Annotated in this window: 28 protein-coding genes; 11 read left to right on the top strand and 17 right to left on the bottom strand. The window is 57.4% G+C overall.

The window, feature by feature from the left end; translation table 11 throughout:
* Positions 1-19: 19 nt before the first annotated feature.
* Together K9N21_09390 and K9N21_09385 are read right to left on the bottom strand one after the other, a co-directional pair.
* On the bottom strand, positions 20-226 hold the full coding sequence (locus tag K9N21_09390; GenBank protein MCF8144120.1) for a hypothetical protein: 207 nt from the start codon (positions 224-226) through the stop codon (positions 20-22).
* 9 nt (positions 227-235) lie between these two features.
* A complete protein-coding gene (locus tag K9N21_09385) occupies positions 236-1,144 on the bottom strand; it encodes a zinc ABC transporter substrate-binding protein (protein MCF8144119.1) in 909 nt (302 codons plus the stop codon).
* A 378-nt stretch (positions 1,145-1,522) separates the two neighbouring features.
* On the opposite strand from K9N21_09385, the gene K9N21_09380 reads away from it, so the two are divergent.
* From K9N21_09380 to yedF, 10 genes are all read left to right on the top strand, one after another.
* Positions 1,523-2,605, top strand: coding sequence for a YedE-related selenium metabolism membrane protein (locus K9N21_09380; GenBank protein MCF8144118.1), 1,083 nt, complete (start codon positions 1,523-1,525; stop codon positions 2,603-2,605).
* 15 nt (positions 2,606-2,620) lie between these two features.
* On the top strand, positions 2,621-2,839 hold the full coding sequence (locus tag K9N21_09375; protein ID MCF8144117.1) for a sulfurtransferase TusA family protein: 219 nt from the start codon (positions 2,621-2,623) through the stop codon (positions 2,837-2,839).
* 8 nt (positions 2,840-2,847) lie between these two features.
* Entirely contained in the window at positions 2,848-3,390 is a 543-nt protein-coding gene (locus K9N21_09370) for a DUF3343 domain-containing protein (GenBank protein MCF8144116.1), read from the top strand.
* Complete coding sequence (locus tag K9N21_09365) at positions 3,384-4,277, top strand: sugar kinase (GenBank protein MCF8144115.1); 894 nt, start codon at positions 3,384-3,386, stop codon at positions 4,275-4,277. Before K9N21_09370 ends, K9N21_09365 begins: the two co-directional genes overlap by 7 nt.
* On the top strand, positions 4,270-4,485 hold the full coding sequence (locus tag K9N21_09360) for a hypothetical protein (protein MCF8144114.1): 216 nt from the start codon (positions 4,270-4,272) through the stop codon (positions 4,483-4,485). The genes K9N21_09365 and K9N21_09360 overlap by 8 nt, the downstream gene beginning before the upstream one ends.
* A 128-nt stretch (positions 4,486-4,613) precedes the next feature.
* On the top strand, positions 4,614-5,450 hold the full coding sequence (locus K9N21_09355) for a hypothetical protein (protein ID MCF8144113.1): 837 nt from the start codon (positions 4,614-4,616) through the stop codon (positions 5,448-5,450).
* 11 nt (positions 5,451-5,461) lie between these two features.
* Positions 5,462-6,307, top strand: a complete 846-nt coding sequence (locus K9N21_09350; protein ID MCF8144112.1) for a sugar phosphate isomerase/epimerase — start codon at positions 5,462-5,464, stop codon at positions 6,305-6,307.
* A 10-nt stretch (positions 6,308-6,317) separates the two neighbouring features.
* Positions 6,318-7,625, top strand: a complete 1,308-nt coding sequence (locus tag K9N21_09345; protein ID MCF8144111.1) for a phosphoglycerate mutase — start codon at positions 6,318-6,320, stop codon at positions 7,623-7,625.
* Between the two features lie 51 nt (positions 7,626-7,676).
* A complete protein-coding gene (gene selD / locus K9N21_09340) occupies positions 7,677-8,726 on the top strand; it encodes a selenide, water dikinase SelD (protein ID MCF8144110.1) in 1,050 nt (349 codons plus the stop codon).
* A gap of 169 nt (positions 8,727-8,895) precedes the next feature.
* Entirely contained in the window at positions 8,896-9,492 is a 597-nt protein-coding gene (gene yedF / locus K9N21_09335; protein MCF8144109.1) for a sulfurtransferase-like selenium metabolism protein YedF, read from the top strand.
* A gap of 96 nt (positions 9,493-9,588) precedes the next feature.
* On the opposite strand, the gene K9N21_09330 is transcribed toward yedF, so the two are convergent.
* The 9 genes from K9N21_09330 to K9N21_09290 all read right to left on the bottom strand — a co-directional run bounded on the left by K9N21_09330 (position 9,589) and on the right by K9N21_09290 (position 16,835).
* The gene (locus tag K9N21_09330; protein MCF8144108.1) at positions 9,589-9,825 is read right to left on the bottom strand and encodes a DUF433 domain-containing protein; all 237 of its coding nucleotides are present in this window, start codon (positions 9,823-9,825) and stop codon (positions 9,589-9,591) included.
* 213 nt (positions 9,826-10,038) lie between these two features.
* Complete coding sequence (gene ybaK, locus K9N21_09325; protein ID MCF8144107.1) at positions 10,039-10,521, bottom strand: Cys-tRNA(Pro) deacylase; 483 nt, start codon at positions 10,519-10,521, stop codon at positions 10,039-10,041.
* A 50-nt stretch (positions 10,522-10,571) separates the two neighbouring features.
* On the bottom strand, positions 10,572-11,180 hold the full coding sequence (locus tag K9N21_09320) for a class I SAM-dependent methyltransferase (protein MCF8144106.1): 609 nt from the start codon (positions 11,178-11,180) through the stop codon (positions 10,572-10,574).
* 16 nt (positions 11,181-11,196) lie between these two features.
* Positions 11,197-12,291, bottom strand: coding sequence for an iron ABC transporter substrate-binding protein (locus K9N21_09315; protein ID MCF8144105.1), 1,095 nt, complete (start codon positions 12,289-12,291; stop codon positions 11,197-11,199).
* Between the two features lie 37 nt (positions 12,292-12,328).
* Entirely contained in the window at positions 12,329-12,832 is a 504-nt protein-coding gene (gene tsaA / locus K9N21_09310) for a tRNA (N6-threonylcarbamoyladenosine(37)-N6)-methyltransferase TrmO (GenBank protein MCF8144104.1), read from the bottom strand.
* 105 nt (positions 12,833-12,937) lie between these two features.
* The gene (locus K9N21_09305) at positions 12,938-13,699 is read right to left on the bottom strand and encodes a DUF4198 domain-containing protein (protein MCF8144103.1); all 762 of its coding nucleotides are present in this window, start codon (positions 13,697-13,699) and stop codon (positions 12,938-12,940) included.
* A 31-nt stretch (positions 13,700-13,730) separates the two neighbouring features.
* Positions 13,731-14,684, bottom strand: a complete 954-nt coding sequence (locus K9N21_09300; GenBank protein MCF8144102.1) for a tetrapyrrole methylase — start codon at positions 14,682-14,684, stop codon at positions 13,731-13,733.
* Between the two features lie 27 nt (positions 14,685-14,711).
* Positions 14,712-15,311 (bottom strand): TonB-dependent receptor, encoded by a 600-nt coding sequence (locus K9N21_09295; GenBank protein MCF8144101.1) that lies wholly within the window; start codon positions 15,309-15,311, stop codon positions 14,712-14,714.
* 45 nt (positions 15,312-15,356) lie between these two features.
* A complete protein-coding gene (locus K9N21_09290) occupies positions 15,357-16,835 on the bottom strand; it encodes a TonB-dependent receptor (protein ID MCF8144100.1) in 1,479 nt (492 codons plus the stop codon).
* A gap of 953 nt (positions 16,836-17,788) precedes the next feature.
* Between K9N21_09290 and K9N21_09285 the strand changes: the two genes are divergently transcribed.
* Positions 17,789-18,292, top strand: coding sequence for a DUF4198 domain-containing protein (locus K9N21_09285; GenBank protein MCF8144099.1), 504 nt, complete (start codon positions 17,789-17,791; stop codon positions 18,290-18,292).
* 32 nt (positions 18,293-18,324) lie between these two features.
* Here K9N21_09285 and K9N21_09280 read toward each other — a convergent pair whose 3' ends face one another.
* The 6 genes from K9N21_09280 to K9N21_09255 all read right to left on the bottom strand — a co-directional run bounded on the left by K9N21_09280 (position 18,325) and on the right by K9N21_09255 (position 25,284).
* The gene (locus tag K9N21_09280) at positions 18,325-20,946 is read right to left on the bottom strand and encodes a tetratricopeptide repeat protein (protein ID MCF8144098.1); all 2,622 of its coding nucleotides are present in this window, start codon (positions 20,944-20,946) and stop codon (positions 18,325-18,327) included.
* On the bottom strand, positions 20,939-21,790 hold the full coding sequence (locus tag K9N21_09275; protein ID MCF8144097.1) for an energy transducer TonB: 852 nt from the start codon (positions 21,788-21,790) through the stop codon (positions 20,939-20,941). The genes K9N21_09280 and K9N21_09275 overlap by 8 nt, the downstream gene beginning before the upstream one ends.
* Complete coding sequence (locus tag K9N21_09270) at positions 21,787-22,215, bottom strand: biopolymer transporter ExbD (GenBank protein ID MCF8144096.1); 429 nt, start codon at positions 22,213-22,215, stop codon at positions 21,787-21,789. The genes K9N21_09275 and K9N21_09270 overlap by 4 nt, the downstream gene beginning before the upstream one ends.
* Positions 22,203-22,838 (bottom strand): MotA/TolQ/ExbB proton channel family protein, encoded by a 636-nt coding sequence (locus tag K9N21_09265; protein MCF8144095.1) that lies wholly within the window; start codon positions 22,836-22,838, stop codon positions 22,203-22,205. Before K9N21_09265 ends, K9N21_09270 begins: the two co-directional genes overlap by 13 nt.
* Before the next feature lie 225 nt (positions 22,839-23,063).
* Positions 23,064-24,455: a MotA/TolQ/ExbB proton channel family protein gene (locus tag K9N21_09260; GenBank protein ID MCF8144094.1), complete on the bottom strand. Its 1,392-nt coding sequence runs from the start codon at positions 24,453-24,455 to the stop codon at positions 23,064-23,066.
* Positions 24,456-24,471: 16 nt separating this feature from the next.
* A complete protein-coding gene (locus K9N21_09255; GenBank protein ID MCF8144093.1) occupies positions 24,472-25,284 on the bottom strand; it encodes a DUF3450 domain-containing protein in 813 nt (270 codons plus the stop codon).
* Between the last annotated feature and the right edge of the window lie 1,124 nt (positions 25,285-26,408).

Genomic DNA, 26,408 nt, shown 5'->3' with positions numbered 1-26,408 from the left:
TAATATTGCAGGGCAGCCCTCACTTATCCCTGCGGATCGTATAACAATCTAGGAAGACCGTCCCACCCACTTCAAAGGAACTGCCTCCTTTGGGGGCATGATCGTCATCGGAAGGGCCCATGACGCTGGGCTCGTTCCCATAATCCCTGGCCATGTCTCCATGATGGCCCGCTGTCCGGCAGGAGGCCAACGTGAGAAGGAGGACGATGAGCAGTAGGGCTTTCATGGCATACACTTACCTGAGGGCGGCCTTGAACTGCTCAGCCACCCGAAGGAGGTTTGTCTGCCAGTCAAGGGCCAGCGGATCGGCCGCGATGACGCGGCCGTTGATGGCCCGGGCGATGGTCTCCGCGCTCTTGACAGAGAACTGGGGCTGAACAAAAATCGCCCGGATCCCATCATGTTGGGCGTCCGCGATCAATCGCTGAAGGGCCTTAGGGGTCGGGCCTTTTCCTTCGGTTTCGACGGGTATCTGCATCAGACCATAGGCCTTGGCAAAATAGCCCCATGCAGGGTGGTAGACCATAAAGCGGTTGTCCATGCCCCTGTCTGAAAAAAGCCCGGCGATTCGCAGATCCAGCTCCACCAATCCCTCGATAAACTCTTGATAACGGGCCTCATAATCGGCCCTGCCTGGAGGATCGGCCTTGATCAGGGCGCGAAGAATATTGCGGGCCTGAAGCATGACCAGGGGCGGCGAGAGCCAGATATGGGGATCTTTGCCGCCCGAATGGGCCGCAGGACCTCCGGGATGATCCTCACCATCGTGCGTGTGCTTTGGCGCCATGGGGATTTTTTCTATGCCTGCCTGGGTGGGAACGATCTCCATTTTAGGACTGGCGTGAGCAAACTTATCCAGCCAGACCGTCTCAAAGGGGACGCCGATAGCAAAGTATATTCTGGATTCTGTCAAGTCGACCATCTGTCTCGGTTTGGGTTCGTAGGTCGCGGGGTTCGCCCCCGGAAGGACCATGACAGAGACCTCCACCCGATCCCCCCCGATTTTTTCCACAAAATATTTCTGGGGAAGGATGCTGACCGTGACCTTCAGGGGACCCCCGCCCATGGACGGTGACGGGACGGAGATCCCCATCAGTAACGTCAGCATCAAAACCAGTCCGCAAATGCCTAGATTATTCTTCATGCTTTACTATCATGCTCAGGCTGAACTATCTGTTATCTTTTGGAATATTTCGTTATAACTTGTCTGAGCCCGGAAAATGCTTGGGCTTTGCACCAAAAATATCTTACTTGGTCGCGGCTGTCAGGCCGCCTAAAAATAGATGTTATCAGGGGCTCGGTTGTGTGTAAAGCGGATTATTGCTGCTAAAGCCTTGGAAGAACGGAAGAGATCTTCTTATCGAAATTTCCAATAGCCCACATCAAGCTTATCGGAACTTCCAGTTTGACTTAACGTGCCTCTCTCTCTACATTCGGCCCGACAGGGAGATCAACTCCTCATTAAAGGGGAGTTCTCTTTAAATTCCCAGGATAATAAAAAGGAGGTGCGTGAATGGGCCAAATGAAAAACTTCTTTGCGAGCCGGTGGGGGATCATCGGGGTGGGGGCCTTTATCGGAATTTTGGCCCCGCTGCTCCAGAAATGGGGCAACCCGGGCAACATGGGGATCTGCGTGGCCTGTTTTGAGAGGGATATTACGGGCGCGGTCGGGCTTCACCGCGCAGCGGTGGTCCAGTACATGCGGCCGGAGATCATCGGGTTTGTGCTGGGTTCCTTGATCGCGGCCTACCTGTTCAAGGAATTCCGTGCCAGGGCCGGCTCTGCACCGATTGTGCGGTTCATTCTGGGTGCCTTTGCCATGATCGGGGCACTGGTCTTCTTGGGTTGCCCGTGGCGGGCCCTTCTTCGTCTTGCGGGCGGCGACGGTAATGCGATCCTGGGACTGGCCGGTCTGATTGTGGGCATCTGGATCGGGACCCTGTTTCTCAAGAGCGGCTACAACCTGGGCCGTGCCGAAAAGACCCACACATCGGTGGGGTGGTTGATGCCGCTGACCATGATCGGTTTTCTCATCCTCATGCTCATTTTCCCCCAAATCCAGGATCAGCCCCAGAGCGGGGTCTTGTTCTACAGCCTGAAAGGCCCCGGGGCCATGCATGCCCCGCTGCTGATTTCACTCGTGGTGGGCCTGGGCGTGGGATTTGCTGCCCAGCGGAGCCGCTTCTGCACCATGGGCGCCTTCCGCGACCTGATCCTGTTTCGACAGCCCCATCTTTTCTACGGGCTTTTGACCCTTGTGGTGGTGGCATTCATCACCAACCTGATCGTGGGGCAGTTCCATCCCGGGTTTGTCAAGCAGCCGGTGGCCCACACCATGCAACTCTGGAACTTCGGGGGCATGGTCCTGGCCGGACTCGCCTTTGCCCTGGCCGGGGGATGCCCGGGACGCCAGCTCTTCCTGGCAGGGGAGGGGGACGGCGATTCAGCAGTATTTGTCTTCGGCATGATTGTGGGTGCGGGCTTTGCCCATAATTTCGGTCTGGCCAGTTCGCCCAACGGTGTCGGCCCCCACGGGATTGCCGCCACCATCATCGGGCTTCTGGTCTGCCTGTTTATTGGCTTCACCATGAGAAAACGCGCATAATTAAGGAGAGTGGACATGGGTACGATTGTTGATGCACGAGGGCTCAGTTGCCCCCAGCCAGTCCTGATGACCATGGACGAGATCAAGAGGATGTCGAAGGGGGAGATCGAAATACTGGTGGATACGGACACCTCCAAGGAAAATGTGAGCCGGGCCGCTTTAAGCAAGGGGTGGACGGTAAAAGACGTCAAGGAAGAGGGCGAGGGCTATCGGGTCACCATTGTGGGGAGTTGATCGTGTCAATCTTATCCTTTTTCAAAGGAAAGGGATCCAGGGATTCCCATAAGGTGGAGACTCAGGACCGCGGCATACTCGTCTTTGAAAATACCAGCGAGGTGATACGGGCCGAGACCGTCCTCAAGGGAGCGGGATGGAAGATCCGGGTCATGGGCCCGCCGCCGGAAATACGGACCGGGTGCGATCTGGTCATCGAATTCCCCCTCATCGAGGAACTCAACATCCTCAGGACCCTGGAAGCCGCAGGCGCAAAACCGCTTCAGGTGGTTCCGGTCAACAGCCCGCTCCTCCAGCCGGTGGATATCTTTCAGACCAGGGACTATGGCCGATATCTCATGGTCCGTGCCGCGAATATGAAATTGACGGTTGATAAGGAGACCCTCACCGTGGTAAATATTTCCGGAGGGGGGTGCCCGGATGTCCCCTACCTGGCCCGGGAGATGGTGGGCAGGACCCTGGCAGAGGCCCCGGCCCCTGAGGAGATCGGCCATACCCTCTGTGGCTATGCCCTTCAGCTGGCATACGAGGAGATGAGACGGCAATGTTAGCTGTGGTGGGCACTGTCCCTGAACAAGACTTTCCCCTCACCATTGGTAAAGTGGTGCTGGAGGGGGATGTGATTTCCATCGACGGGGTTCGTGCCCCGGTCAACCGGGGGACCCCGGCCCTGCTGGCCGCTGCGATCAAGGCCGGTGAGGTCCTGGGCCAACCGGCCCCGGTGGGATATCTGGTGGGCGACATCGGACTGGGGGACGGGAGCCGGCGTCTCTATGCGCGCCTGAGTCAGGCCTCTGCCGCGATCAACGGCGACATCAGCGCCATTGCCTTTCACTACCTCCAGCCGGATGTGGACTGGCACAACCGGGTCCTGTTTGCCCTTCAGGAGATGCCCCGTCCGCCGGTGCTGATCGCGGATGCCGGTTTTATGTACGCGGCCAAGATGAGCGGTGAGGCCTCAGCCTATGACCTGTTCACCCCGGATGTAGGCGAACTGGCCTTTCTGGCGGACGAAGAGGCGCCCCATCCCTTTTATACGCGAGGGTTTATCCTGCACGAGGAGATGAAGGCGCCCGCCCTGATTGAACGGGCTTACCAGCATGAAAATGCCGCTGCCTGCCTGCTGGTGAAAGGGCAGCCCGATTACGTGGCGAACCGGGAGGGGATCATCGCGACCATCGATATGCCTGTGGAAGAGGCCATGGAGGCGATCGGCGGCACCGGCGACACCGTGACCGGCATTGTCTCGGCCTTGATCGGGGCCGGCATCGAGGTGAAAGAGGCTGCCGGGTTGGCCGCCCGGGTCAACCGGCTGGCAGGCCGTTATGCCAGGCCCACCCCGGCCACACAGGTCATGGATATTGTGGAGCAGATTCCCGCTGCCCTGGCCCGGATCCTGAAAGAATATAACACCCTGTCGGGGCATCATCATGTCTGATGGTAATGGACGGCTTGACCCTGAGATGACGGTCCTGGACGTGGTTTCCCGATGGCGGGAGACCGAGGCGGTTTTCAAGCGATACGACGCCCAGGCCGGTGAGTGCATCTGCTGCCGGTCCCTGTTTGAATCGGTGCAGGATGTTGCGGAAAAATACCATCTGGACCTGGAGAGGCTCTTGGCAGACCTGGAAGCGGCCAGGGATTGAGGAATGAAGGAATTTAGGGATGTGGGATTCAGGGATTGAGGGATTCAGGGATTGAGGGATTAGGGAATTTAGGGATTCAGGAATCGAGGAATTGAGGAATCAAGGCGGCTCAAAGAGGATAGAGGCATATGAAAGGTCCTGATGCGGGACTTTCAGAACACTTTCGTGACAAGGGCGAATGCGTCATTGATATCCCTCCATGGATGTTGTCCCCTGAGCGCGCTGACGCGGGCCGGTCCTTGAACGGGTTGGCCATGGTTGAAATCGCCGGCCGCGACAGTGTGGCCGCTGCAATGAAGGCCGTCGGCGAGGAGGGGTTTACTCAGCTCCTCCCCACCTATGCCTATACCAGCACGGAGCATGGGGCCTGGTCCAGCGTAGAAGATGCGGTGAAGCGACTTGCGGAACGACTCCCCCAAGTCCGGGTTCATCCCCTGCTGGTCATGGGATCTCCCCGCTTCTGGCAGGCCTTGAACGGTCGTTTCATGGGCGCGCTGATCGCCAGATACGGATTCCTGTCGTCCTGCATAGGGTGCCATCTCTATCTCCACAGCGTCCGCATCCCCCTGGCCGTGTCCCTGGGGAAGATCCCCATTATTTCCGGTGAGCGAGAACGCCATAACGGCACGATCAAGATCAATCAGATCAGCGAGGCCCTTGCCCTTTATGAGGCCCTGGCTGGAGAATTTGGAGTGCGGCTGTTGTTTCCCCTTCGGCACATCTCAGACGGAGATCAGATTGGGGAGATTCTGGGATTTGAGTGGCAAGAGGGCAAAGAGCAACTGGGATGCGTCCTATCGGGCAACTATCGCGGTGTGGATGGGAGCGTAACCCTGATAGAGGAGGAGATCGTGCGTTATCTGGAGACGTTCGCCTGTCCTGTGACGCGAGAGATCGTGACCGCATATGTGGGAGGAGAGGTCCCTGATCATGTGAAAATCGCGGCCCGGGTGTTGGGGTCCTGAGGTTATCGTCAATGAAACCCAAGCTGGTCATGTGCAATATCTTTCCCGAGGTCGGGCAGATAAAGCAATTTGCTATCGAAAACGGTTTTAAAGGGATTGACTGGTCCTTTGACCTGGATCGGTTGCCCGAGACCCCTTTGCAGGAATCGCAGTGGGCCAAAGAGCAGGCCATGCTGGCGCCCTTTGAGGTGAGATATCACTGCCCCTTTTACCAGATCGATCTGGGCCATGACGATCCCGCGCTGGCGGCAAAGGCCGATGCTGTTTTTCGCCGCATTATCCGCCTGGTCTCCAAGGTGGGAGGACGCTACCTGTCCATCCACATCGGGTTGGGGCTTGATTCAACCGAACCGCTCTCGTGGAAAACCACCTTGAACAACCTGAGGCGGCTGGTCCAGTTCGGGGCCGGGCACAGGGTAACCCTGTGTCTCGAAAACCTGGCGTGGGGATGGACCAGTAAACCGAATCTCTTTGAAAAATTGATCCGGCTCAGCGGGGCAGGAGTCACCCTGGATATCGGTCATGCCCATGTGTGCGAATCGGTGAGGAGCCAGGAGTACGCCATCGAAGATTTTGTCAGCCCTCACGCGGACAGGGTTTTCAACGCCCATCTCTATCATACGGAGGTCCCCGGCCAGGGGCATATCCCGCCCGATACAGTGGAAGAGATAGCGGGCCGCCTTGCTCTGCTACAGGACATCGGGTGCCCATGGTGGGTGATAGAGATCAAGGAGCCCGTGGGATTGCTGAAGACAAAGGAGATCATCGAGACCTTTTTGACGCCTGGGGATGCGCGCCGTTCAGAGACGGAAATCCCTTTGTCCCCTGCTGCCTCTGTGTCACTGGGAAGGGCATGAGAGATTGGGCATGAAGATGTTGCTCCTCCTCTTAGACGGACTCGGCGACCGATCGTACGGGGCGCTCGGAAATCGCACCCCTTTGCAGGCCGCGCATACGCCCAACCTGGACCGACTGGCCCGGATGGGGAGCAACGGGCTCTTTCATGCCGCATGGGTGGGACAATGCTTTCCCAGCGAGACGGCCCATTACCTCCTCTTTGGTTATGAAATGGAACGGTTCCCAGGCCGCGGCCTCCTTGAGGCGGTGGGGTATGACGTTCCATTTCAAGACGACGAAGTCTTGTCACTGGCCCATCTTTCGGGGATAACCTGGCAAGGGGACCTGCCGATCCTTTTAAAGAGCAGGGCGGACATCAAAGGGGATGATGCGGAAATAGGAGCGCTCTATTCGGCCATTACCCCATATATGTCGGAGGATATCCGATTCAATCTCCACCGGACAGGCCCCAATGACGCCATCCTTGTGATCAACGGATCGGTTTCCCCGCATATTTCTGATTGCGATACCATGATGATCGGGACTCCCCTGGCCGAGGTGGTCCCGATGGCTGGAAATCCCGAACCTCAAAAGGCTGAGCAGACCGCCCGTGCCCTGAACCGGTATCTGGCCCATTGTCATACGATCCTCGCGCGGCATGAGGTAAACCGCGACCGTCTGAAAGAAGGGCTTCCAGCGGCTAATTTCCTGGCCACCCAGCGGGCGGGTCGCCGCATCGTCCAGGAGCCGTTCCATGATAAGTGGTGCCTCAAGGGGATGATGATCGCCTCGGGGTCTATATATCTGGGTCTTGCCCGGGAACTGGGCCTTACCCCCATGAAGGTCGCGGACGGAAAAGACCCTGGTGCAGACCTGAGGGGGCGCATCCGTATGGCCTTGTCAGACACGGCCCACGACTTCATTCACGTTCACACCAAGGCCCCGGACAAGGCGGCCCACACCAAAGATCCGGTTCACAAACGGGATGTCATCGACAGCCTGGACCGTGGACTGGATGAACTGGTAGAGGCCGTGGAACAGCGGGACGACCTCCTGGTGGTGGTCACGTCCGATCACTCGACTCCCAGCTCGTCTTTGCTGATTCACTCAGGTGAGCCTGTGCCGGTATGTTTTGCGGGTCCGAATATTCGGCGGGACGCAGTGACGGCCTTTGATGAAATCAGCGCGGCAGGCGGGTGCCTGGGTCTCCTTCGCGGTGAGGAACTGATGCTCATGATCCTAAACTATTCAAACCGCTCCACTCTGATGGGTCATCGGCTGGGACCTGTTGAGAGAAGATATGTGCCGAAGGGGTACAGGCCGTTTCGAATGAAGTGACCAAAGTGACGAAAAGGACAAAAAGGAAGTATAGGATGAAAGGGAAAAAGAGTGGCTGAGAAGAAGGCGCTACGTCTTACAGAAACGGTCGCCGGGTCCGGGTGAGCCTCGAAATTGCCTCCAGGGGACCTGGATCGGGCCTTGTGCGGGATGACGTTTCCGACGGACGAAAACGTGCTCGTGGGGCTTGAGCGTGCGGACGATGCCGGCGTTTACAAGGTGACGGATGATATCGCCCTGATCCAGACCGTGGATTTTTTTACCCCCATTGTGGATGATCCCTACTGGTTCGGGCAGATCGCCGCGGCCAATGCCTTGAGCGACGTCTATGCCATGGGGGGGGTCCCCAAGACGGCCATGAATCTGGTGGCCTTTCCCCTCAAGGATATGGATATCGCCGTCCTCCGGCAGATCATCCAGGGGGGCCTGGACAAGATGCGCGAGGCCGGGGTGGTGCTGGTGGGGGGGCACAGTATAGAAGACAAAGAACTGAAATACGGGTTGTCCGTAACCGGATTTATTCACCCGGATCGCATCCTCAGAAAAAAGGATCTCAGGGCCGGGGATCGACTTATCCTGACCAAGCCCCTGGGCACCGGGATCGTCAATACGGCCATCAAGGGGGGTATGGCCTCTGATGAGATCATCGAACGGGTGACCCGATTGATGGCGACGCTCAACCGGGATGCGGCAGAGGTCATGAGTCAATATCCGGTCCATGGGTGCACCGATATTACCGGGTTCGGCCTTCTGGGACATATGGCTGAGATGGTTTGCGAAATGCCGTTCGGGATAAGACTCATGAGCCGGGACATTCCGATTCTCCCTGAGGCCATGGAATATGCGGGCATGGGCCTGGTCCCGGCAGGGGCCTACAACAACCGGCAATTCCGCGAATGCATGGTCGATTTTGCCCCTTCTGTGGACCGCCTTATACAGGATATTCTTTTCGATCCCCAGACATCCGGGGGACTCCTGATCGGCGTGGACCCTGACCGGGCCGGCGATCTGGTGGCTGAATTAAAAGACAAAGGGATAGAAGAGGCCGCCGTTATCGGAGGGGTCATCGCCGAACCTAGAGAACGGATTATCGTTGATTAAAAGGAGAGAACCTTTCTTTAACCTTGAAGCATTCGTAAAAGGTGGTCACCCCGTTGAATCCCGCCGCGGGACTGGATTCCGGCTTTCGCCGGAATGACAGGAAATGGTGTTTCGTGACTTTTTACGAGACCGTCAACATTAGGCACTTGAAGCCAAGGATAGAAAAACGATGAAAGAAATCGATTGCCGCGGGCTTGCCTGTCCTGCCCCGGTCTTGCAGACAAAAGAAGCCCTTGAAAGAGACCACCCCCAGGTCATCAAGGTGGTGGTGGATAATGAGGCCTCCAAGCAGAACGTGGCCCGGTTTATGGCAAGCCAGAAGCTGGAGGTTTCCATCCAGGAGGCGGGAAACGAATTTCACATCATCGGCACGGTGGGCGACAGCCCGGCGCCGGAGATGCCCGTGGATGAAAAGAAGGGAGACGCGCATCGCAAGATCATGGTCATGGTGACCAACGACTGCATGGGCCACGGAGACGATGTGCTCGGCCAAAAGCTCATGATCAGCTTTCTCAAGACCCTGAAGGAAATGGGCGAAGATCTATGGAGACTGGTGTTCGTCAATAACGGGGTCAAGATGACCATAAAGGGGTCGGAGGTACTCCCCATTATCCAGGAACACGAGAAGGCTGGGATCTATATCCTGGTCTGCGGCACCTGTCTGACCCATTTCAACCTGCTGGATCAAAAAGAGGTGGGAGAGACCACCAATATGCTCGACATCGTCACGGCCATGCAACTGGCGGATAAGGTCATCACGATTTAGCGCCTTGTCAGTCAGGGACAATAGCCCTCTTCTTTCTATAGATTTTTCCGAAGCCTGACCGCCTGTCTATGGAAATACCATTAATATCGAGAAACCTCATACAGCGACGGCTTCCATCGGATACACGAATTCGTCCGCCAGCCAGGCGACATATTGAAGAGACTGTTGAAGGTCATCTTCCTCCAGATAGGGATAGGCCTGCAGAACTTCAGCAAAGGTGATGCCGTTAGCGATCAGGTTGACGATCAAGGAGACGCTGATGTTCATGTTTCGGATACAAGCACGTCCTCCCATGATATCGGGGTTAAAGGTAATGCGTTCAAATCCCAGCATAAAGAATTCCTCCAAAATGAATGACGCTTCATTATAGCGGGTTTCCTCTTTTTTATCAAATATGATTTGAGCACTGCGTGTAACTATTTGAGGGGGTCCGGGATACTCAACGGATCAAGAGGCAATCGCCGCTGACGGCCGGCCTGGGTCCGGGGGGTGAGAATGCATTTCTGGTGAGTGCTAAGGGGGGTAAGCCAGGGCAGAATCGCGAAATCAGATCGCCACGTCCACCGGTTCGGCTTCTATCAGCTTGATCAGATCGTGCGGAGACAGGCGTGCCAGCAGCCCTTTTCTCCCTGCATTGATAAAGATAAAAGGGAGGTCTGCGATGGATGCCTCGAAATAGATCTTGAGAGGTTTCTTCAGACCCAGGGGCGAGGTCCCGCCCACAAAATAACCGGTATGCCTGTGCGCCACCTCGGGATCGCAGGGCCTGACGGTCTTGGCCTTGAGGGCCCTGGCAAACGCCTTGGTGGAGACCTCCCTGTCGCCGTGCATGAGCACCACCACAGGCTCCTTATATTCATCTTCCATAACGAGCGTCTTAATCACCTGATGCTCATCCACCTTCAGTTCTTGCGCGGCCCTTTTTGTCCCTCCTTTTTCTTCATAATCGTATGGATGAAGGGTGTAGGGGATGCCGCTCTCTTTCAGCACACGGATAGCCTGTGTCACGGGATGCTTGTCCTTTGCCATGGCGCCTCCTCCTTCAAATGGATCAGACCGAATACCTTTGTTCCCTGATTTTATCTCCCTGACCTGTTCTTGAAACTTCTGGCCATGTATTGACCGGGGATGTCCACGATGTCGGGCTGCGAGAGCCCTGCTTGAAGAAAAAGGGCCTTCATCTCAGGGTCGGCCGGCAGCACATCCCGGGCCACGGTGGCGTGCGACCCGTGGTGCGCGGCAAGCTCTTTGCGGCTCATCAGATGGGCAACAAAGAGGACTCCCCCGGTCTTCACCACCCGGCCCATCTCTTGAAGGGCTTGTCCGGGATCATCGAAATGCGGAAACGCCGCAAAGCAGATCACCCGGTCGAACACCCTGTCTGTGAACGGGATGCTGTGGACATCGGCCTGAAAAACCAAATCCTGAGGTGCGTGCGGTTTTCCATGTGCCTGACGGATCATGTCGATGGAGAGGTCAAAGGCGCAGACCTGTCCGGACGGGCCCACCCCTTGCCGCAGATAGGGGAGCAGGACCCCCGGCCCTGTGCCCACGTCAAGGATGCGTTCTCCCGATCCTATTTCAAATTCGCGGATCAGATCGAGAAGGCGTTCGCGCACCGGGGCCGGGTAGCAGGCCTCCTCCCAATTCTCGGCCCTTGTATCGAAAAAATGGGTCTTTGATTTCATCCTCTTCGGTCTTTCATCATCCATTCAAAAACGGGGCCTTGCCGCCGATAGGACCGTAGTCCCTTTTCATCTGCCTGTATACCGGCTTCCCCACCAGAAATGTGTAGATCGCGGCGGCTGTTTTTTCAAGATCCATATCTTCGAAGCGCTCAGGATAGAGGCGCTTTCCAACCGCAAAGCCGTCGGCCAGAACCGTGCCGATGTTGGTGGTATACCAGTTGAAGGGGAGAAGGGTGTAGACCTTTTGGTTGGAGAATGCCTTGAGTGCCTGATAGTAAGACGGGTTCTTATGGTAGTCGGTTGCCACCAGGGTCAGTCCGCCGCCGTCGATGAAGATGATGTCCGGATCTATTTTCAGAAGCATCTCCTTGTCCACAAACACATGGCTGCCGGCACTGGGCTTGAGATGTTCCGCCGCGTTTTGTGCATGGACCCAGTCTACCGGGGCATACTGCTGTTCCGTGCTGCCGATGCCGTGGGCGCCGCGATACCCGATGCCGCCGACATACACGGTCGGTATCCGATCTCGGGAAATATCTGCGGTTCGGCGTCTCAGGTCCTTGCGCTGCGATTCCACGTAGGTGATCACGTCCTCCGCACGTTTTGAGCGATTGAGTATCTTCCCTGCAAGACGGAGGCTGTGGTAGACGGTTTCATCGAAGGTGGCGAAGGCGCCGTAGCTCAAGACGACCACCGGAATGCCCAGGGTCTTTTCCACCTCGTCCGCCAGGGGGGCCTTCATGTAGGTCACAAAGATTACCTGGGGGGCCACAGAGAGGACCGCCTCCAGGTCCGGTTTCTTGTTGATGCTGACAGGGCCGCCCGGCCCGCATTGGGGAAGTTTCCACAGCTCGGGATGGGCCAGCCAGTAGGGTCTACCGCGGGGGTTCATCTTTTCCATCTCCTCCACGCCCACGACCCTGGATTCGGCCTGGAGATAGACGATCAGGCGTAATGTCCCAGGACCGATGCAGATGATCCTTTCCGGATCAAAGGGCACTACCACCTGCCTCCCCGTCATGTCGATCACGCGTATTGTGCCGGCATATCCGGAAAGGGGATTGAGGCCCCACAGAATGATGCATACCACCCATAAGCAAATTTTCTTCATCCATTTCTCCGCTTTACAAGCCGGCGCCCGGCCTCCGCTAACCCTGTTCCATCTCATCCATGAGCTGTTTCATCCAGGCGGACAGCTTCGCATCCGGGACGGAATAGTAGGAAGGCAGATAGGGCTTGATGTCGATAACAGGACTCCCATCAACAGCGTCCAGGCCTTTCACACGCAGGGTGGGGCCATTGCGTTCCAGCAGCCTGACGGCAATGGCCAGAACGGGATTGGGACGCGCCGGGCTGCACGTTGCGAATACGCCGACCAGGGGGAGGTCCTTTCTCCCCATCGGATGGACCTTGGTAAGGCGTCGGCCTTCGGCATCCACCCTGTGGGCCCAGTACAGGACCATGAGGTGTGAAAAATCCTCCACTCCGTGGAGGAGATCTATGTATTCCGGATGGATGACGATTTCCGAGGTCCTGTCATCCGCGTGTGACGCGGGGGGAGCCTCATCCTCCCAGTTCAAATCGCCCGTCCGGGCCACCAGGCTCGGTTCCTTGATAGGGCTGTGAACCACGCCCACAGGTTTGAGCGTCATATCCATTTTTTATCCTTTCCTGATATGTCGATCCGGAACCCCCATCCTTCCTTCAAGGCCAAGGGCATGCATCGGAGCGGTGACAAAGACAATACGTATTCCCCATTATGGCACATCAAAGGTCATGGTGACATTATATTTGTTTGTGTCGCACTCCTTTGTGTCAAGGTAGGGGATTTCGTGGGTCACCGAGACGATCCATTTCCCCTTTTCCTGGAGGTTGATCCGGACAGTGCCGTCCTTATCCGTTTCCACTGCATGGGCGAATGTGTTGGGATTGCCTGAAAACCCGGCATAGGTCGCAGAGACCTTGGCCTTAACGAGGGGTTTACCATTAAATACGATCTTGACCGGTAGCTCTGCGCCCTGTTTCAGCCCGAACAGATCTTTCAGGGGGATGATTTCCAGAGGGTCGCCGGTGGTGTGAACCGGCATATCCCTCCTGTCTCCCACGGAGATGAAGGTCTTGGTGCGGATGTCGTAATGGAAACAGGAGACCGCCTTCTTGAGGCCGGTCTTGGGTCCCATCTGGTAACCTTCGGTGGTTTTGCTGACAAAGCCCGGGTGAACAGACGCCCATATCACATAAACGCCCTCTGCTTGAGGAACAAATTGAAAGGCGGTTTTGGAGAGCTGCTCCAACGGGATCTTTTTCCCGTCCGCATCGATGGCCACCACCTCTTTCAGCATCCCTTCCCTTATCTCTCCATCTCTTGGGAATTTGTGCCCCCATCCGATGTCGATGGTGATTGGTTGTCCTATGCCCTGCCGGTGTCCATCCATATTCAACCACAATGAATGCGCCCCGGCCAGGGAGCCCCAAGAAAGAAATATCATGATCGAACCGATCTGAAGTCCTCTCTTCATCTGTATCTTCTCCTTTTTCTGTCTATCAAAGTTATTCGGAACGCACAGGATGACGGGATGCTTTCAGTTCCTTCAGGCTCTGCTCCATGGCTGCATCGTAGGGCTTTCCATTCAGGAAACGACCGACCAAAACAAGACCCATGAATTTTTCACTCTCTTTCGCCAGCCTTTCCGCCATGTCGGCCACGGTCCCCCGGAGGATACGCTCCCTGTCGGGGTCCCCGGCCCAGAAGACCACGGCGCACGGCATATCCGGGGGCAGATGCGCCTTGAGTTCACAGAACAGGACCTCGGGATTCCATAAGGCCATGTAGAAGATCATGGTGGATGGATATTTGGTCAGATCCTTCAGAACCTGCCGGTCCCTGGCGCCCCATTCCATCATGGAAAAGGGGGATGTCTGGATAATAAATCGGGTGTCGTGGGCCGGGATGGTGCTCTTCCCCAGGGCGGCCATGGCCGCGGCGTCGCACCCCATCCCCGGAATGATGGTCACCTCCTGGGGATCGAACTGCTCTGTGTACCAGTGGCTCGGTCCGTACAGACAGGGATTGCCGTGGTCCATCAGGCCCACATCCTTTCCCTCGGTCAGGAGGCCTTTGATTTTCGCCACCCGCTCTTCGCGGACCTTGAGGCGTTCTTTCTCAAATGCCGCCAATTCCGTCTTGTCCAGATTCCACATGCTCTTCCCCTTGTAGTCCCAGATGTCTGTCCAGGGGTCGAACAGAATCGATTTCCCGGCCACATATTCGGCAAACAGGTTGGCGTGCTTAATGGGGGCCACAATCACGTCCATGCGCTTGAGCGTGTCGAGGGCCTGAAGGGTCGCCATGCGGGGCCCGGCGGGACCGGTCCCGATCACATAGAGTTGCCCCCGGCCTCCCCAGGCGGTAGCTGTCATCGGTGAAACCCATCCGACCGCAGTCAGGATCAGACATGTGAACAAGATCAATATTTTTTTTTGCCAATGGTTCTTATATGTCATGATGTAGTCTCGCTGCCCATCGGGCGGTTAAAATCGGACGCTCATGAGGACCCCGGATACATACTTGGGCATTTTATAGCCAGCCTGTTCCTCGTAGTTGGCGCCCGTAAAGTTGTTGCAGTAGAGTTCGGCCATCCAGTCGAGACCCATCCACTTGAATCCCTGCTGAAATCCGATATCAAAGGTGATGTAGGAGTCCAGGTCTTCGGTCCCCGGCTGCTGTGTCTTGCGCTCGTCCACAAAGATGGAACTGAACTGAACCAGTCCGCCTTCCCAGACCTCGTAGTTGCATAAGAGCTTGACCTTGTTCTGGGGCAGAAGGGCCGGGAGATAATAGGTCCAGTTCTGCTCAAATCCCGCACTCTCCGCGGTGTAGTTCTGGTAGTTATAGGAAACGGTCCCGAGAAACCGGCCCAGCCGAATGCTCGCCTCGATTTCACCCCCGTACAGCTTGAAATGAGGGATATTGTAAAGACAGTCGCTCCCGATTCCTGTTCCGGGTGAGGTAATGCCGTTGTCGTTGATGAAGTCCTGAATGTCGTAGTAGTAGAGTGCTCCCCTCACACTGAAGGGCCCTATATCGTGAATGGCGCCAATTTCATATTCCCATGCCGATTCCGGTTTCAGCGTAGGGTTGTCCGGGGACGCGCACCGCGCCCACCAGTAGTAGTCTCAAGGGCAGGGGAGCCGGTAGGAACGGCTCACCGCGGCGTAAAGAGCGGTTTGGTCCGTGGCCTGGAAATCCACCTTCAGACTGGGATAGAACCCATCGTCCGTCTCCTTATTCCCTGTCACCGGCCATCCCTCGCCGTACTGGGAATAGTAGGTGTTCATGTCCACGTGGTAGTAGCGGACCCCGGGAGTGATGCGCCATTGATCCCCGATACTGATGACATCTTGAAGATAGGCGGAGTTGACCTCGAAGAGGTCGGGCTGGTCATAGGGTGCACCCAAATGCTGATACTCGTATCCCACGGTGACCTTGTTGAAACCGAAGAGCTTGATGTCCCGGTACTCTGCGATCACGCCCTCGGTCCGATCGTCCGCGAACACGTCGGACGCAAACTTGCCTGACTTTTCGTAGAGGCTGGTCCACCGCCTGCCGTTGGTCTGATACCCGTGGATCTTGACGGTGCCTGGTCCCACCGGCATCTTGAAGATCCCGTCCAGATAGGTGGTGTGTTTTTTCCAGTGGGGATCATAGGCCGCATACTGGGGAAAATTGAGATGCCTGAGCTGATCGGCATTGGCGTAAAAGTTGGGGGAGCTGGGATCATAATCGGACCGGGAGGGGTCGTTGACCACCGGGAAGCCGTACTTCACATTCGCATGCTTGATGCCCAGTTCAAGGGTCGCATCCAGGGGAAGATAAAAGCTGAGATGACCATTGAGGGTCAAATTATCCTGGTAGTTGTTCCTCAAATAGCCGTTGGTGTGACCGTTGTTAACGGAAAAGTTGTATCCCACAAAATCCAAGGCACCGCCGTCGATGGAAAGGGACTCTGTGGTGGTGGTGAAGGATCCAACCCCGGCCTTGGCGCTCACCGTGGGCTTGGGATCGGATGTCTTTTTCCCCTTCTTGGTGATGATGTTGATGACGCCGCCGATGGCAAAGGGGTGGAGCACCGAATGGCCGCCCCGGATGATCTCGATGCTTTCGATATCGTCCAGATTCAAAGTGGACCAGTCCACGATGTACCGGCCGTAGTAGCCGCTGTGATTGATCCGTCTCCCGTCGATCTCCACCACCAGCCGGCCTTCGTTCATCCCCCTGATGGAAACCTCGTCGCCCGGGCTTGCCATCATGGGGTTGATTCGCATGACGTCGATGCCGCCCATGGTCTTGAGGACGTCGGTCAGGGTCCGGACGTCCCCCGGCTTCACGAATTCATCCATGCGAACGATGGTCTTTTCCGGGGTGATCTCAACGCCCGGCTGGGTGGCCATGACGGTAATATCTTCCAGTTTAACGGCCTTTTTGGCCTCTTCCTTTTCCTCTTTCTGCTGAACGGCCTCTTGGGAGTCTTCCTTCTTCTCTTCCGCTTCTTCCGCATGGCCGGGCAGGATGAGGAGGCCCTGCATGAGGATCAGTATCCCCCAGCGGGCCAGGATCTTGAACAGTCCGGTGCTCGGTCTGGATTGTGTTTCCATGATTTCTCCCTTGTATGATTGCGAATGGTCAAGGGACGTGTTCGACATGTCCCGATGGTCCCGGGAATCGGTCAATAGAAATTGACGGGAGAAGTGCGCTGTGGTAGGTATATACTGGAGCGCCTCTCTATCCGGGGGGCTTCTACCGGGAAGGCGGCCCTCAATCCTTGGCCGGAGACGGGTTGCCTTCCCACCTTATTTAGTGTCCGTGCATTGCCTGAAGTCCTTCAATCACCGCCTTTCGTGATTTGATCGTCCACAAAAAAAGCCAAGAAGACACCTCCGGAATTCGATCCGGCATTGCCTTCTTGGCTTGCATTTCCTGAACGTTAATTTATGTGAACGGTGAAACCGCTAACGGCCTGCGCAATTTCGTTTTGCGCCTTGAATTAAGGCTGGCGTATAACAAAGCCTGCGTTTCGTGTCAAGGAAAATTGACATTTTTTGAACCGTCACAAGTCTTCGCGTGAGCAATTCTGCTTTTCCTTCCAACTTTGAGCGTTGAACCGGGAACCTGTGAACGGTATGATGGCGGAAAAAACCTTGACTTTTTAGAAAGCCTTCATTAGAAACCACACATCCAAATCGCGGCAGAAGCCGATTGAAACCGGATTTCAGGAGAAAATCCAAGAAAGACACCTTGCCGTCAGGCGGGCGGCGATAAGAATATAACGAATAGGAATCAAGAGGCCACGAAGGTCTATGTCCCTGAAGGGGGATGTGGAGTCGCGGCTTTTTTTTGTTGCACGTGATGGCGAAGATAGAAGACCTGGAGGACGGTATTCATCGTCCAGGGTAAACTCACTGCCCCTCATGGGAACGCCTCCGGTCCGAACAACCGGGTGCAAAAGGGTAATGGGACCCTGGCATGGCAAGGCACACGGTCTCTGTCTGCGACAACCGGATATCAGCGATCATCAATTTATGGCTTTTCATGTATTCAGGGTTCCGTGATGAAACTATGCACGCAGTACTTTTTGTCGGTTTTCATTCTCGGCCTCAGCCTGTTTAGTGGTCCGCCAAATGCCGATGCCCACGGGACGGACTACAGCATCGTTGAAGCGGCCACGTTGATGGCCGTTGCCTTTTATTACTCAGACGGGGAGCCCATGGCCTATGCCCAGGTGCTGGTTTTCAGTCCGAAGGACCCTAAGGTGGAACATCAGAACGGCAGGACCGACCGGCACGGAAAGTTCGCCTTTTGCCCGGACACGCCCGGGACCTGGCGGATCATTGCCAATGACGGCATGGGTCATCTGTGCCAGGCAACGGTGGAGGTAAGTCCCGAGTCATTGGCTGGAAAATCTGATACGCCCCACGGTGAGACAGAAATCGCGCATCCTGTTCAAGGTTCAAAGACTTTGAGGATCATTGCCGGTCTTAGCCTGATACTCAATCTTGCATTTGCAGCCTATTTTTTGCTGCAACGCTCGCATGCCGCCAAAAGGCGATCTTGAGATGGAAGCTGGAGCGAGGTACCGGTTGAGGGTCAGCCGCCTTTTTCATGCGTTGTCATCACTCTTTTGATGAAGGCAAGGTTCCGATGGGCCTCATCACCGGTTCGGCTCCCGTTCCCTGCTCTGCGGATGGCCTCCTTAAACAGGCGGCCTGCCTCGTCCAGTCTGTCCAGCTTCAATGCTGCATATCCGGCTTTGAGACGGATGTCGGCCTCGGGGCTGAATTCGGCGCTGCGACAATAGGCATCGTAGCTCTCCTCGAATCGTCGAAGACGGAAGGCAATGGCGCCCACCATCTCCCAGCGATCGGCCGTGGCCTGGGCCTGGGCCGACGACCTTGCGCATGCCAGGGCCATGTCGTAGCGATGACCGCTCAGGTAGATGCTGGTCAAGCGGTCCCAGTCCTCAGCGGTTGGATCTCCTGTCCAGGTCTTTTGAAGTACGGCCGCCGCCTTCACGGGCACGCCGGCCATATGATAGAGATCCGCCAGTTCCTTCATCTGGCCGGGGTCCGGGGGACCCAGACGGACGGCCACGGCCATGGCGGCCGCGGCCCGTGGATAATCGGATTGCTGAAGGGCCACCCACATCGCCAGCCGCCACGCGGCAAGGCCCTCCGGATAGAGGTCGATGAGGAGTTTTAGCGACATCTCTGCCTCCGGCATCTGATCCAGTTCCACATGGGTCTTGACCAGGGCAGACAACCAGTCGTGGGTCGGGGTCCCGGACGCGCACAGGACCTTAAGCACCGGGAGGGCGTGACCGGGCCTCTGGAGGCGCAGCCAGACAAGGGCCCCCTGGCATCTCACCGCGGCCGGCGCCTTCGGGTCGGTCAGGGTGGTTCGGTTCATGACAACGAGGGCCTCCTTTTCCTGGTCTGCATCGACCAGGGCCTGGGCCAGGGCCACCCGCCATTTCTGTTCCACCGGCGCCTTTGTGACGGAGATCTCCAACAGTGCGATCCCTTTCCGGATATCGCCGGCCTGCTGCCAGAGCATGCCGGCCCGGTAATAGTCTTCTCCTTCCCCGGTGATCTCAGCCCCCGTTTCCATGGCCTGGGCCGCCCGGGGCACGTCTTTCAGGCGAAGCCAGGTCTCGGACAAAAGCGTCAGCCATTTGGCCTCCGGACCGGGCCTCCTGGCCAGGGCCTCCAGGAGGGGGAGGGCCTTTGGAGGCCTCTCGGCCTGGAGCCAGAGCCCCGCGGCCGAATAGAAGTGATCCGGCGCCTGGCTGATGCCCGCGGCCTGCTCCATGGCCTGGGCCGCCTTTTCAAAGTCTTCCTTCATGGCCCAGGCATTGGAAAGGGCCGCCAGCCAGATTGCCTTGGGCGAGGATTCCCGGCCCAAAGGGACCAGGAGACGGATCGCCGGATCGGCCTGTTTGGCCTGAAGCCACATCAGCCCGGCCTGGTAGGCGTGTTCAGGGTTGCGGCTCAGGGCCGCTCCCCGCTCCATGGCGGTCGCCGCCTTCACAAGCTCTTTTTGCCAGAGCCAGGCGTGGGCCAGGGCCACAAACCACTCGGCCTTTGGCGGGGATCGTTTACACAGCACAAGGAGGTGCCCCAGGGCCTTTTGAGGCTGTTCGGCATGGAGCCACAGGACCCCTCCGTTATAAAGATATTCCGGTTTGGGGTCCTTCCGGATAACCCGGTCCATGGTCTCGGCCGCGGATCGGGTCTGATCCAGGATCATGTAGGCGTTGGCAAGGGCGACGAGCCATTCCACCCGGGGGTCTTTCCGTTGCGCCAGCTCTTTTAGGATGACCAGGGCCTTTTTGGGATGGTCCGCATCCAGCCAGAGCCAGGCCGCATGAAACCAGAGATTGGGATCTCTGCCTCGCTCCGCCGCCCGTCCCATGGCCTCGGCCGTCTCTTCCTTCTTTTTGAGGGCCTTGAGCGTATTGGAAAGGGCCACCAGCCAGTGGGACTCGGGCGCGTCACCGTCCGTCAACGCCTTGAGGAGCGGCAAGGCCCTGGCCGGTTTCCCTGCCTCCAGCCAGAAGACAGCGCACTGATACAGGTGTTCGGGGTCCTTTGAAATGGCGTAGGCCGATGCCATGGCCTCCGCCGCCTTGACAGGATCCTTGAGGTCCTGGTGGGCATGGGCCTCGGCCACATACCCGTCGACCTGCCTGGGTCCGGCGCGATGGAGCTTCTTCAGGACGGCCAGTGCCTTTTGGGGAAGTCCGGCGTCCAGCCAGAGGACCGCAGTCTGATGCCACGTTTCAGGGTCCTGGGTGACGGCCGCGGCCTTTTCCAGGGCCCCTGCGGCCTCCGCCATCTCTCCGGCCTCCTGATAGAGGGCGGCCAAAAGCTGCCAGGCCTCATGGAAACAGGGGTTTAGCCTGACGGCCTTTTGGAGACAATCCAGGGCCGCATCCCGTTTCCCGTCCTGGTGAAGAAAATACCCCGCATCATAATAGGGATAGGGATGGGTCTCCCCTGGGTGGGCCTCGATCCAGCCTGTCAAGACCGCGGCCGCACCCGCTGCGTCGCCGTCCCCCGCCCGAATTTCCGCGTGGTCGACCACGTCATGCAGGGCCTCGGACATGGGGGGGATGCCCTTAGGACATGGGCCGGGATCCGCGGCATCGGCCGAATCCCATGGGATTGCCATGCACGCCATGATCAGGAGGAGTAGTCGGAGCTTAGTCATCCTGCCCCAGCTCAAATCGAATGGTCATTTCCACCCAGGTGTCCACCGGCCGGCCGGCCTTCCTGCCGGGTTTAAAGCGCCACCGGGGCACGGTCTTGCGCACGCTCTCGTCAAAAATCCCTTCCGGTTCGGCAGCGACAATCTTGAGATCCTGGGGCCTCCCGTTGCGATCCACCAGGAACTGAACCGTCACATATCCCTCGATGCCCATCCGTTTGGCCTTGTAAGGATAGTTGGGCTTGAGCGCGGCAAGGCTGACCGGCCTCTGATCCACCTCATCCAGGCCGAACCGGGTCCGGGTCCCCGGTCTTTGGGGCGCCGGAACACGGGCCACGGCGCCGGGCGAGGGGGCCTTTTCCACCCTGAGATTCACCTTCAGGTTCATGGGGCTCGACTGGGTCGGGAGGGCACTCAGGGAAAGGGCATGGAGCACAGGCGTCTGGAGCGCGGGCGGCTCGGGCGCAGGGGACGCCAGGGTTGGTGGTCCCAAGGGGGGCATCTCCACGGTCTCGCTGGGCATCTCGGCCCTCGGCTCGGGCGGTTCCAGCTCGGGGGGTTCCATATCGGGGATGTCCGGGGGTTTTGCCTCCATCTCCGGTTCGGGCGGGACCGAGGCCTCGGGCGGGGGCGTCAGGTCTGGTTCGGACGTCATCAGATCCGGGGGGATTTCCGGCCGAATGGGGATCAGAAGGGCGTAGGAAACCTTTGGAAAATTGGGCTGACAGGAGGTCTGGCGCAACAGGAGGGGCACCAGGGCAAAGATCCCCATGCTGATCACCACGGCCCCGGCCAGGAGGAAGGAGAGGCGGAGCGGACTTCCGGCGGTTCGAACGGATTGGGTCACTCCATCCTCCTGGCTGCCACGGCGATGTTCTTTGCACCGGCCAGCCGGCACTGATCCAGGACCGCCACCAGACGGCCGGTGGGGCAGGCCTCATCCGCGTCGAGGATGACGCCGGCCTGAGCGTTTTCAACCAGAAAGATCTCCACCAGCCCGCGAACCCGCCGAAGGTCCACCTGCTCGCCGTCTATAAAGATCTGCCCGCCCTCGGTGATGCCCGCCACCATGCCGGCGGCCTCCTTTTTCTCTGCCGTGGTCGCCTCGGGCCGGTTCACCTCGACACCCGATTCCCGAACAAAACTGGCCGTCACCAGAAAAAAGATGAGGAGGATGAAGATCATGTCGATCAACGGCATCATATTGATTTCCACGTCGCCGGCGTCTTCGTCCTGGATTCTTGCCGCAGCGATACCGCCTAAACGGAGCATTTCCGCGACTCCTTTTCAAGCCATTGGGACACGGCCTGCTGAAATACGAGGACATTCTGATGTATCCTGCGGATCTCCTTTCGCATGGCCTGGCCGGCCAGTACGCCCGGAATGGCCACCAAGAGCCCGGCCTGGGTGGTGATCAGGGCCTCCTTGATGCCCGAGGCCATGGCCTGGGCATTGCCCATGCCGTACATGCCGATCACACGAAAGGTCTCCACCATGCCGTTGACCGTACCGAGCAGCCCTAAGAGCGGGGCCGCGGCCGCAAGGACCATAATGGTCGGGATGTGGCGGTAGAGCCCCTGGACCTGACGTCGAACCGCCACATCGAAGAAGAGCTGATCCGCTTCTCCGCTCAAAAGGGCCTTTCCCCGGAAGTAACGCTCCATAAAAAAACTGAGTGCCTCGGACCTGGGACAGCACGCCTGTTCATTGAGAAGAACCTGTCCCTCCAGACGTTTCAGGGCATCGCTCACCAGAAGGGGCCTACGTCTTACCCGCAGGATCCATTCGGCCTTGAGCACGATCAACGTCCACATCCAGAGGGAGATCGCCCCGATGGGAATCATGATGGGGCCCCCGGTCTCCACCAGGTTCCAAAAACCGCTGAAGATGTCCATAGGGTAGCCGTGCAAAGGGTTAAGGGGTCAAGAGATTAGTGGCTTATTGCCAGATTTTCTGTCTCAAAAAACAAGAAAGTCCTTCATGGCATCGATAGAATCGAAGCTGAAAGCTCAAAGCTCAAAGGTTCATCCAGCCCGCTTTCAGCTTTGAGCTTTTAGCTAAGGGACGAACTTGGGTTGCGGGCACGTCCCGCTTTAGAGGTTCAATGGTTTAGAGGTTTATTAATCTGCCTTCGCTGGCTCAGTGTCGCTGTTGCTCCGCAGCCGGAGGAGTGCCCCCATGAGGGCCAGGCCTTTTTCCTCCATGTCCTGGGACAGGTTCCGGGCCCGCCTTCCCAGAAAGGCCGCGACGATCATCACCGGAATGGCCACGGCCAGTCCCACCTGGGTGGTGACCATGGCCTCGCTGATGCCGCCCGCCATCAACCGGGGATCGCCGGTCCCGTGGGTGGCAATGACCTGAAAGGTGTTGATCATCCCGGTGACTGTCCCGAGAAGGCCCAGAAGCGGCGCCACCGCAGCGCAGACCTTGAGCCCGCCCAGGAAGCGCTCCAGTCGCGGGGTCTCCCTCAGCATGGCCTCGGACATGGCGCTTTCGATGACCTCGCTCGGGTCGCTCCGGTGCTGCAGACCCGCCATCAACACCCGGCCGGTGGGGCGATGTCGATGCGGATTCGTGGCCTTTATGGCGCCCAGAATATCGCCTTCGCCCACCAGTTCCGTGACCCGGGTCATAAGATCGTCCGTATTGTGGCGTACCTTTCCCAGGAAGACGAGCCGCTCGATGGTGAGGATCAGGGCCACCAGCCCCACCAAAAGGATCGGGATCACCAGCGCGCCCCCGCTCCGGAGCTGATCCATCAGGGTGACGCGGTGGGCGAGCTGTTGAATGGCCGACCCCCCCGAGATGTCGGTATACACACTGGCGGTCTTTCCTTCAAAATAGCCGCAGAGATTCCGCCGCACCCGCCAGGACGGGCTCGGACCCATGATGAGACGGCCCGAGGCCGGGCTCAGGCTGAGATACCCGCACTGGTCCTGGGCACAATACATGGCCGGCAGGTGACCCAGCCGAATGATGCTTCCCTCGGTCTCGTTTCCCCTGCGATCCACCATCTTTCCCGTATAAATCATCTTTTCGCGTGACGCGGCCATATCCTCGAAGGCCATGTCGAGGAGGGCCTTGAGGTCGTTCAACCCGAAGAGCCGTCCCGGATCCACAAATTTCCGCAGGGTCTCCAGACGGGCGGGCCGCTCGGCGCTGTAGGGGCTCCTTTCGACCAGGGCCAGGAAATTGCGGGCATGGGTGATGAACAGGATGCCCAGTTCCTTGTTGTCCGCCAGCCTCAGGGAGACCTCCTGGGTGATCTGATCGCGCTCTTGAGTCAATTGGGTGAGTCGCTCTCTGTCTGCTGCAAGGGTCCCGGAGGCGGCTTCGAGACTGGCCTCCAGATCGGCCAATTTCTTCTGAAGGGCCTTGCGACGGGATGTGATTTCCTCAAGCGTCAGCCTTTGTTCCTTGCGCGCGTCCCGATAGTCGGCCTGGATATCCCGGGCGACCTCTTCAAAGGGGCGTTGGGCCCATGCCTCGGCAGAGAGGCCAAGGATAAGCAGCAGTATCCACAACGGCCTATTCATGGCGTCCCTCTTCACCCTTGACCGGGGGGCCGGGACTTCCCATGGGGAGCCGGGTCAGTTCGATGATGCGGATCCGTTCCACTATCTGGACCGCCTCGTCGATCTCCCGGACCCCGTCCTCCACCGGGAGGTATCTGTTCTGGCCGGCATCCCAGATATAGGCCTTTTCATTGTCCATGCTCATGGCATAGAGCCCTACCCGTCCCACCCTCAGGACCTTGACCCGGGTGGATCGTCCCTCGATGTCTATCTCGGTCTCGTCGATGTCCACCGAATAGCCGAAATCCACCTCCCGGGCCACCGCATCGAACAGGGTACGGGTTTTGACCAGGAGGCCGGCATCGTAGTCGTTGAGGATCTGACCTGCATCCGTAATCTGCTGAAGACGTCGGGTCTTGTCAAACGGGAGATCGCTTTCCACCTGTGCAGACAGCTTTTCCAGCCCCTGGTCCAGGATCGGGAGGAGTTCCGCATTGATCCGCTGCATCTCCTCGGCCTTTTCCCTCAGCTGGACCGTCTTGTCTTGCAGGGTTTCAAGATATTCCGCGGTTTTTTTCCTCTCCCAAACCACCCGTTTGAGGGCACGCTCCGTTCGGTCGATCTTTTCGAGGAGTTTCTTTTCTTCCGATGCCCATGCATCCACGGCCTTCTGGGTCTCCACATCAACGGCAACCGTTTGCTCCGATGTCTGCTTGACGGCCGAGGGGGAATCCTCCGCGGCCATCGACTGCCCGAGCCCCGCCCCGAAGAGGGCACTTAGTCCCAGTACCGTTATGTTAAGGAAAAAGCGCATTTTAAAGAGCATTCATCTCTCTCGTCATGTGTTTTTGACAACCTCCCGAACTCGACCGAAAGACGATGTTGAAGCCTGATGGGCATAGCGTGTCCCCCACAAGTGCTCCATGAGCCGTCACCTCAAGGCGGATATCCTGTAGGCTCATTTATGGTTGCATAAGGATATCTGTGCGCGCCGCAAAGATGATATCAAAACCAAAGCACGGATAGATCCAAACAAAAAAAGCCACGAATACCGGGTTTCCTTTGATGCCCCAGCCTTCGTGGCTTTGATTAGCGAAAATATGTATCTCATTCGTAGAGCTGATGCCTTCATGGCATCATTCGATCCAAGTCGCTTTTGGACCGCGCCCCAAACCTATGAACAATAAACTATACAAGGCTTGCATGCTCGCGTCAATCCCAATTGTCGTAAAAATAAAAATTCTAACACAAATCATGCGAATGCCACGAATAGGTACTGTGTCATGGAAACCATCGTGCCACACCAATTTTTGGGGTCACGGAGCGAGGGTCATATTAAAGCCAAAGGCGCTGACCTGAGATTTCGAGGGTCGAACAACTTTTGTACTGTCTTAAAACTCGTTGATTGCCGCTGCTCGGTCGGATTGAACCGGCACCATCGAGAAAGGGGGAGGGTCTTTTCAGAATTCGGGTTGGGGGCGGACAATCTTCTTGACAAGCGCAATTCAATGGTCCATGAGGTATCATTATATGGAACCAAAGGTGATAGCAAAAGGAGATGCCGTTATGGCAAGCCCCAAAAAAAGCATGCCCATTCGATTGCCCATAGACCTCTGCGAGTCAAACTCTGAGGGCTTTCTTTGCAACAATGCCCCCCTTATGGGTTATGGGGGTTTCATCATACCATGTCCTATGGGCGTGGTTGGTGATTGATTGGAAATGCTTATGGGTATCTTGTCTCATCAGACAGATCTGTAGTTTTTTGTCATGGTTCAGGATTGTTGCACGGAAAGCTATTGAGTGAGGATGTTTGGCATTCACCTTGCGTTATAATGAGGCTTGGATCCAATCTTCTGTTCTTCGGGTATTTGGGAAGAGAGTTCATAATGTAAATTGTCTCGGTGGATCGCACTGCAGGCCTCGGGGGCGATAGGGGGACAGAGTCAGGAA

The sequence above is a fragment of the Deltaproteobacteria bacterium genome, from assembly GCA_021737785.1.
GTDB lineage: Bacteria > Desulfobacterota > DSM-4660 > Desulfatiglandales > Desulfatiglandaceae > AUK324.
This window is presented reverse-complemented; position numbering and strand designations above follow the sequence as displayed.

What these genes read in the sequence shown, in the direction of transcription:
- K9N21_09390 (MCF8144120.1), bottom strand. Translation starts at nt 226, where the DNA reads ATGAAAGCCCTACTGCTCATCGTCCTCCTTCTCACGTTGGCCTCCTGC.
- K9N21_09385 (MCF8144119.1), bottom strand. Translation starts at nt 1,144, where the DNA reads ATGAAGAATAATCTAGGCATTTGCGGACTGGTTTTGATGCTGACGTTA.
- K9N21_09380 (MCF8144118.1), top strand. Translation starts at nt 1,523, where the DNA reads ATGAAAAACTTCTTTGCGAGCCGGTGGGGGATCATCGGGGTGGGGGCC.
- K9N21_09375 (MCF8144117.1), top strand. Translation starts at nt 2,621, where the DNA reads ATGGGTACGATTGTTGATGCACGAGGGCTCAGTTGCCCCCAGCCAGTC.
- K9N21_09365 (MCF8144115.1), top strand. Translation starts at nt 3,384, where the DNA reads ATGTTAGCTGTGGTGGGCACTGTCCCTGAACAAGACTTTCCCCTCACC.
- K9N21_09360 (MCF8144114.1), top strand. Translation starts at nt 4,270, where the DNA reads ATGTCTGATGGTAATGGACGGCTTGACCCTGAGATGACGGTCCTGGAC.
- K9N21_09355 (MCF8144113.1), top strand. Translation starts at nt 4,614, where the DNA reads ATGAAAGGTCCTGATGCGGGACTTTCAGAACACTTTCGTGACAAGGGC.
- K9N21_09350 (MCF8144112.1), top strand. Translation starts at nt 5,462, where the DNA reads ATGAAACCCAAGCTGGTCATGTGCAATATCTTTCCCGAGGTCGGGCAG.
- K9N21_09345 (MCF8144111.1), top strand. Translation starts at nt 6,318, where the DNA reads ATGAAGATGTTGCTCCTCCTCTTAGACGGACTCGGCGACCGATCGTAC.
- yedF (MCF8144109.1), top strand. Translation starts at nt 8,896, where the DNA reads ATGAAAGAAATCGATTGCCGCGGGCTTGCCTGTCCTGCCCCGGTCTTG.
- K9N21_09330 (MCF8144108.1), bottom strand. Translation starts at nt 9,825, where the DNA reads ATGCTGGGATTTGAACGCATTACCTTTAACCCCGATATCATGGGAGGA.
- ybaK (MCF8144107.1), bottom strand. Translation starts at nt 10,521, where the DNA reads ATGGCAAAGGACAAGCATCCCGTGACACAGGCTATCCGTGTGCTGAAA.
- K9N21_09320 (MCF8144106.1), bottom strand. Translation starts at nt 11,180, where the DNA reads ATGAAATCAAAGACCCATTTTTTCGATACAAGGGCCGAGAATTGGGAG.
- K9N21_09315 (MCF8144105.1), bottom strand. Translation starts at nt 12,291, where the DNA reads ATGAAGAAAATTTGCTTATGGGTGGTATGCATCATTCTGTGGGGCCTC.
- tsaA (MCF8144104.1), bottom strand. Translation starts at nt 12,832, where the DNA reads ATGACGCTCAAACCTGTGGGCGTGGTTCACAGCCCTATCAAGGAACCG.
- K9N21_09305 (MCF8144103.1), bottom strand. Translation starts at nt 13,699, where the DNA reads ATGAAGAGAGGACTTCAGATCGGTTCGATCATGATATTTCTTTCTTGG.
- K9N21_09300 (MCF8144102.1), bottom strand. Translation starts at nt 14,684, where the DNA reads ATGACATATAAGAACCATTGGCAAAAAAAAATATTGATCTTGTTCACA.
- K9N21_09290 (MCF8144100.1), bottom strand. Translation starts at nt 16,835, where the DNA reads ATGGAAACACAATCCAGACCGAGCACCGGACTGTTCAAGATCCTGGCC.
- K9N21_09285 (MCF8144099.1), top strand. Translation starts at nt 17,789, where the DNA reads ATGAAACTATGCACGCAGTACTTTTTGTCGGTTTTCATTCTCGGCCTC.
- K9N21_09280 (MCF8144098.1), bottom strand. Translation starts at nt 20,946, where the DNA reads ATGACTAAGCTCCGACTACTCCTCCTGATCATGGCGTGCATGGCAATC.
- K9N21_09270 (MCF8144096.1), bottom strand. Translation starts at nt 22,215, where the DNA reads ATGCTCCGTTTAGGCGGTATCGCTGCGGCAAGAATCCAGGACGAAGAC.
- K9N21_09265 (MCF8144095.1), bottom strand. Translation starts at nt 22,838, where the DNA reads ATGGACATCTTCAGCGGTTTTTGGAACCTGGTGGAGACCGGGGGCCCC.
- K9N21_09255 (MCF8144093.1), bottom strand. Translation starts at nt 25,284, where the DNA reads ATGCTCTTTAAAATGCGCTTTTTCCTTAACATAACGGTACTGGGACTA.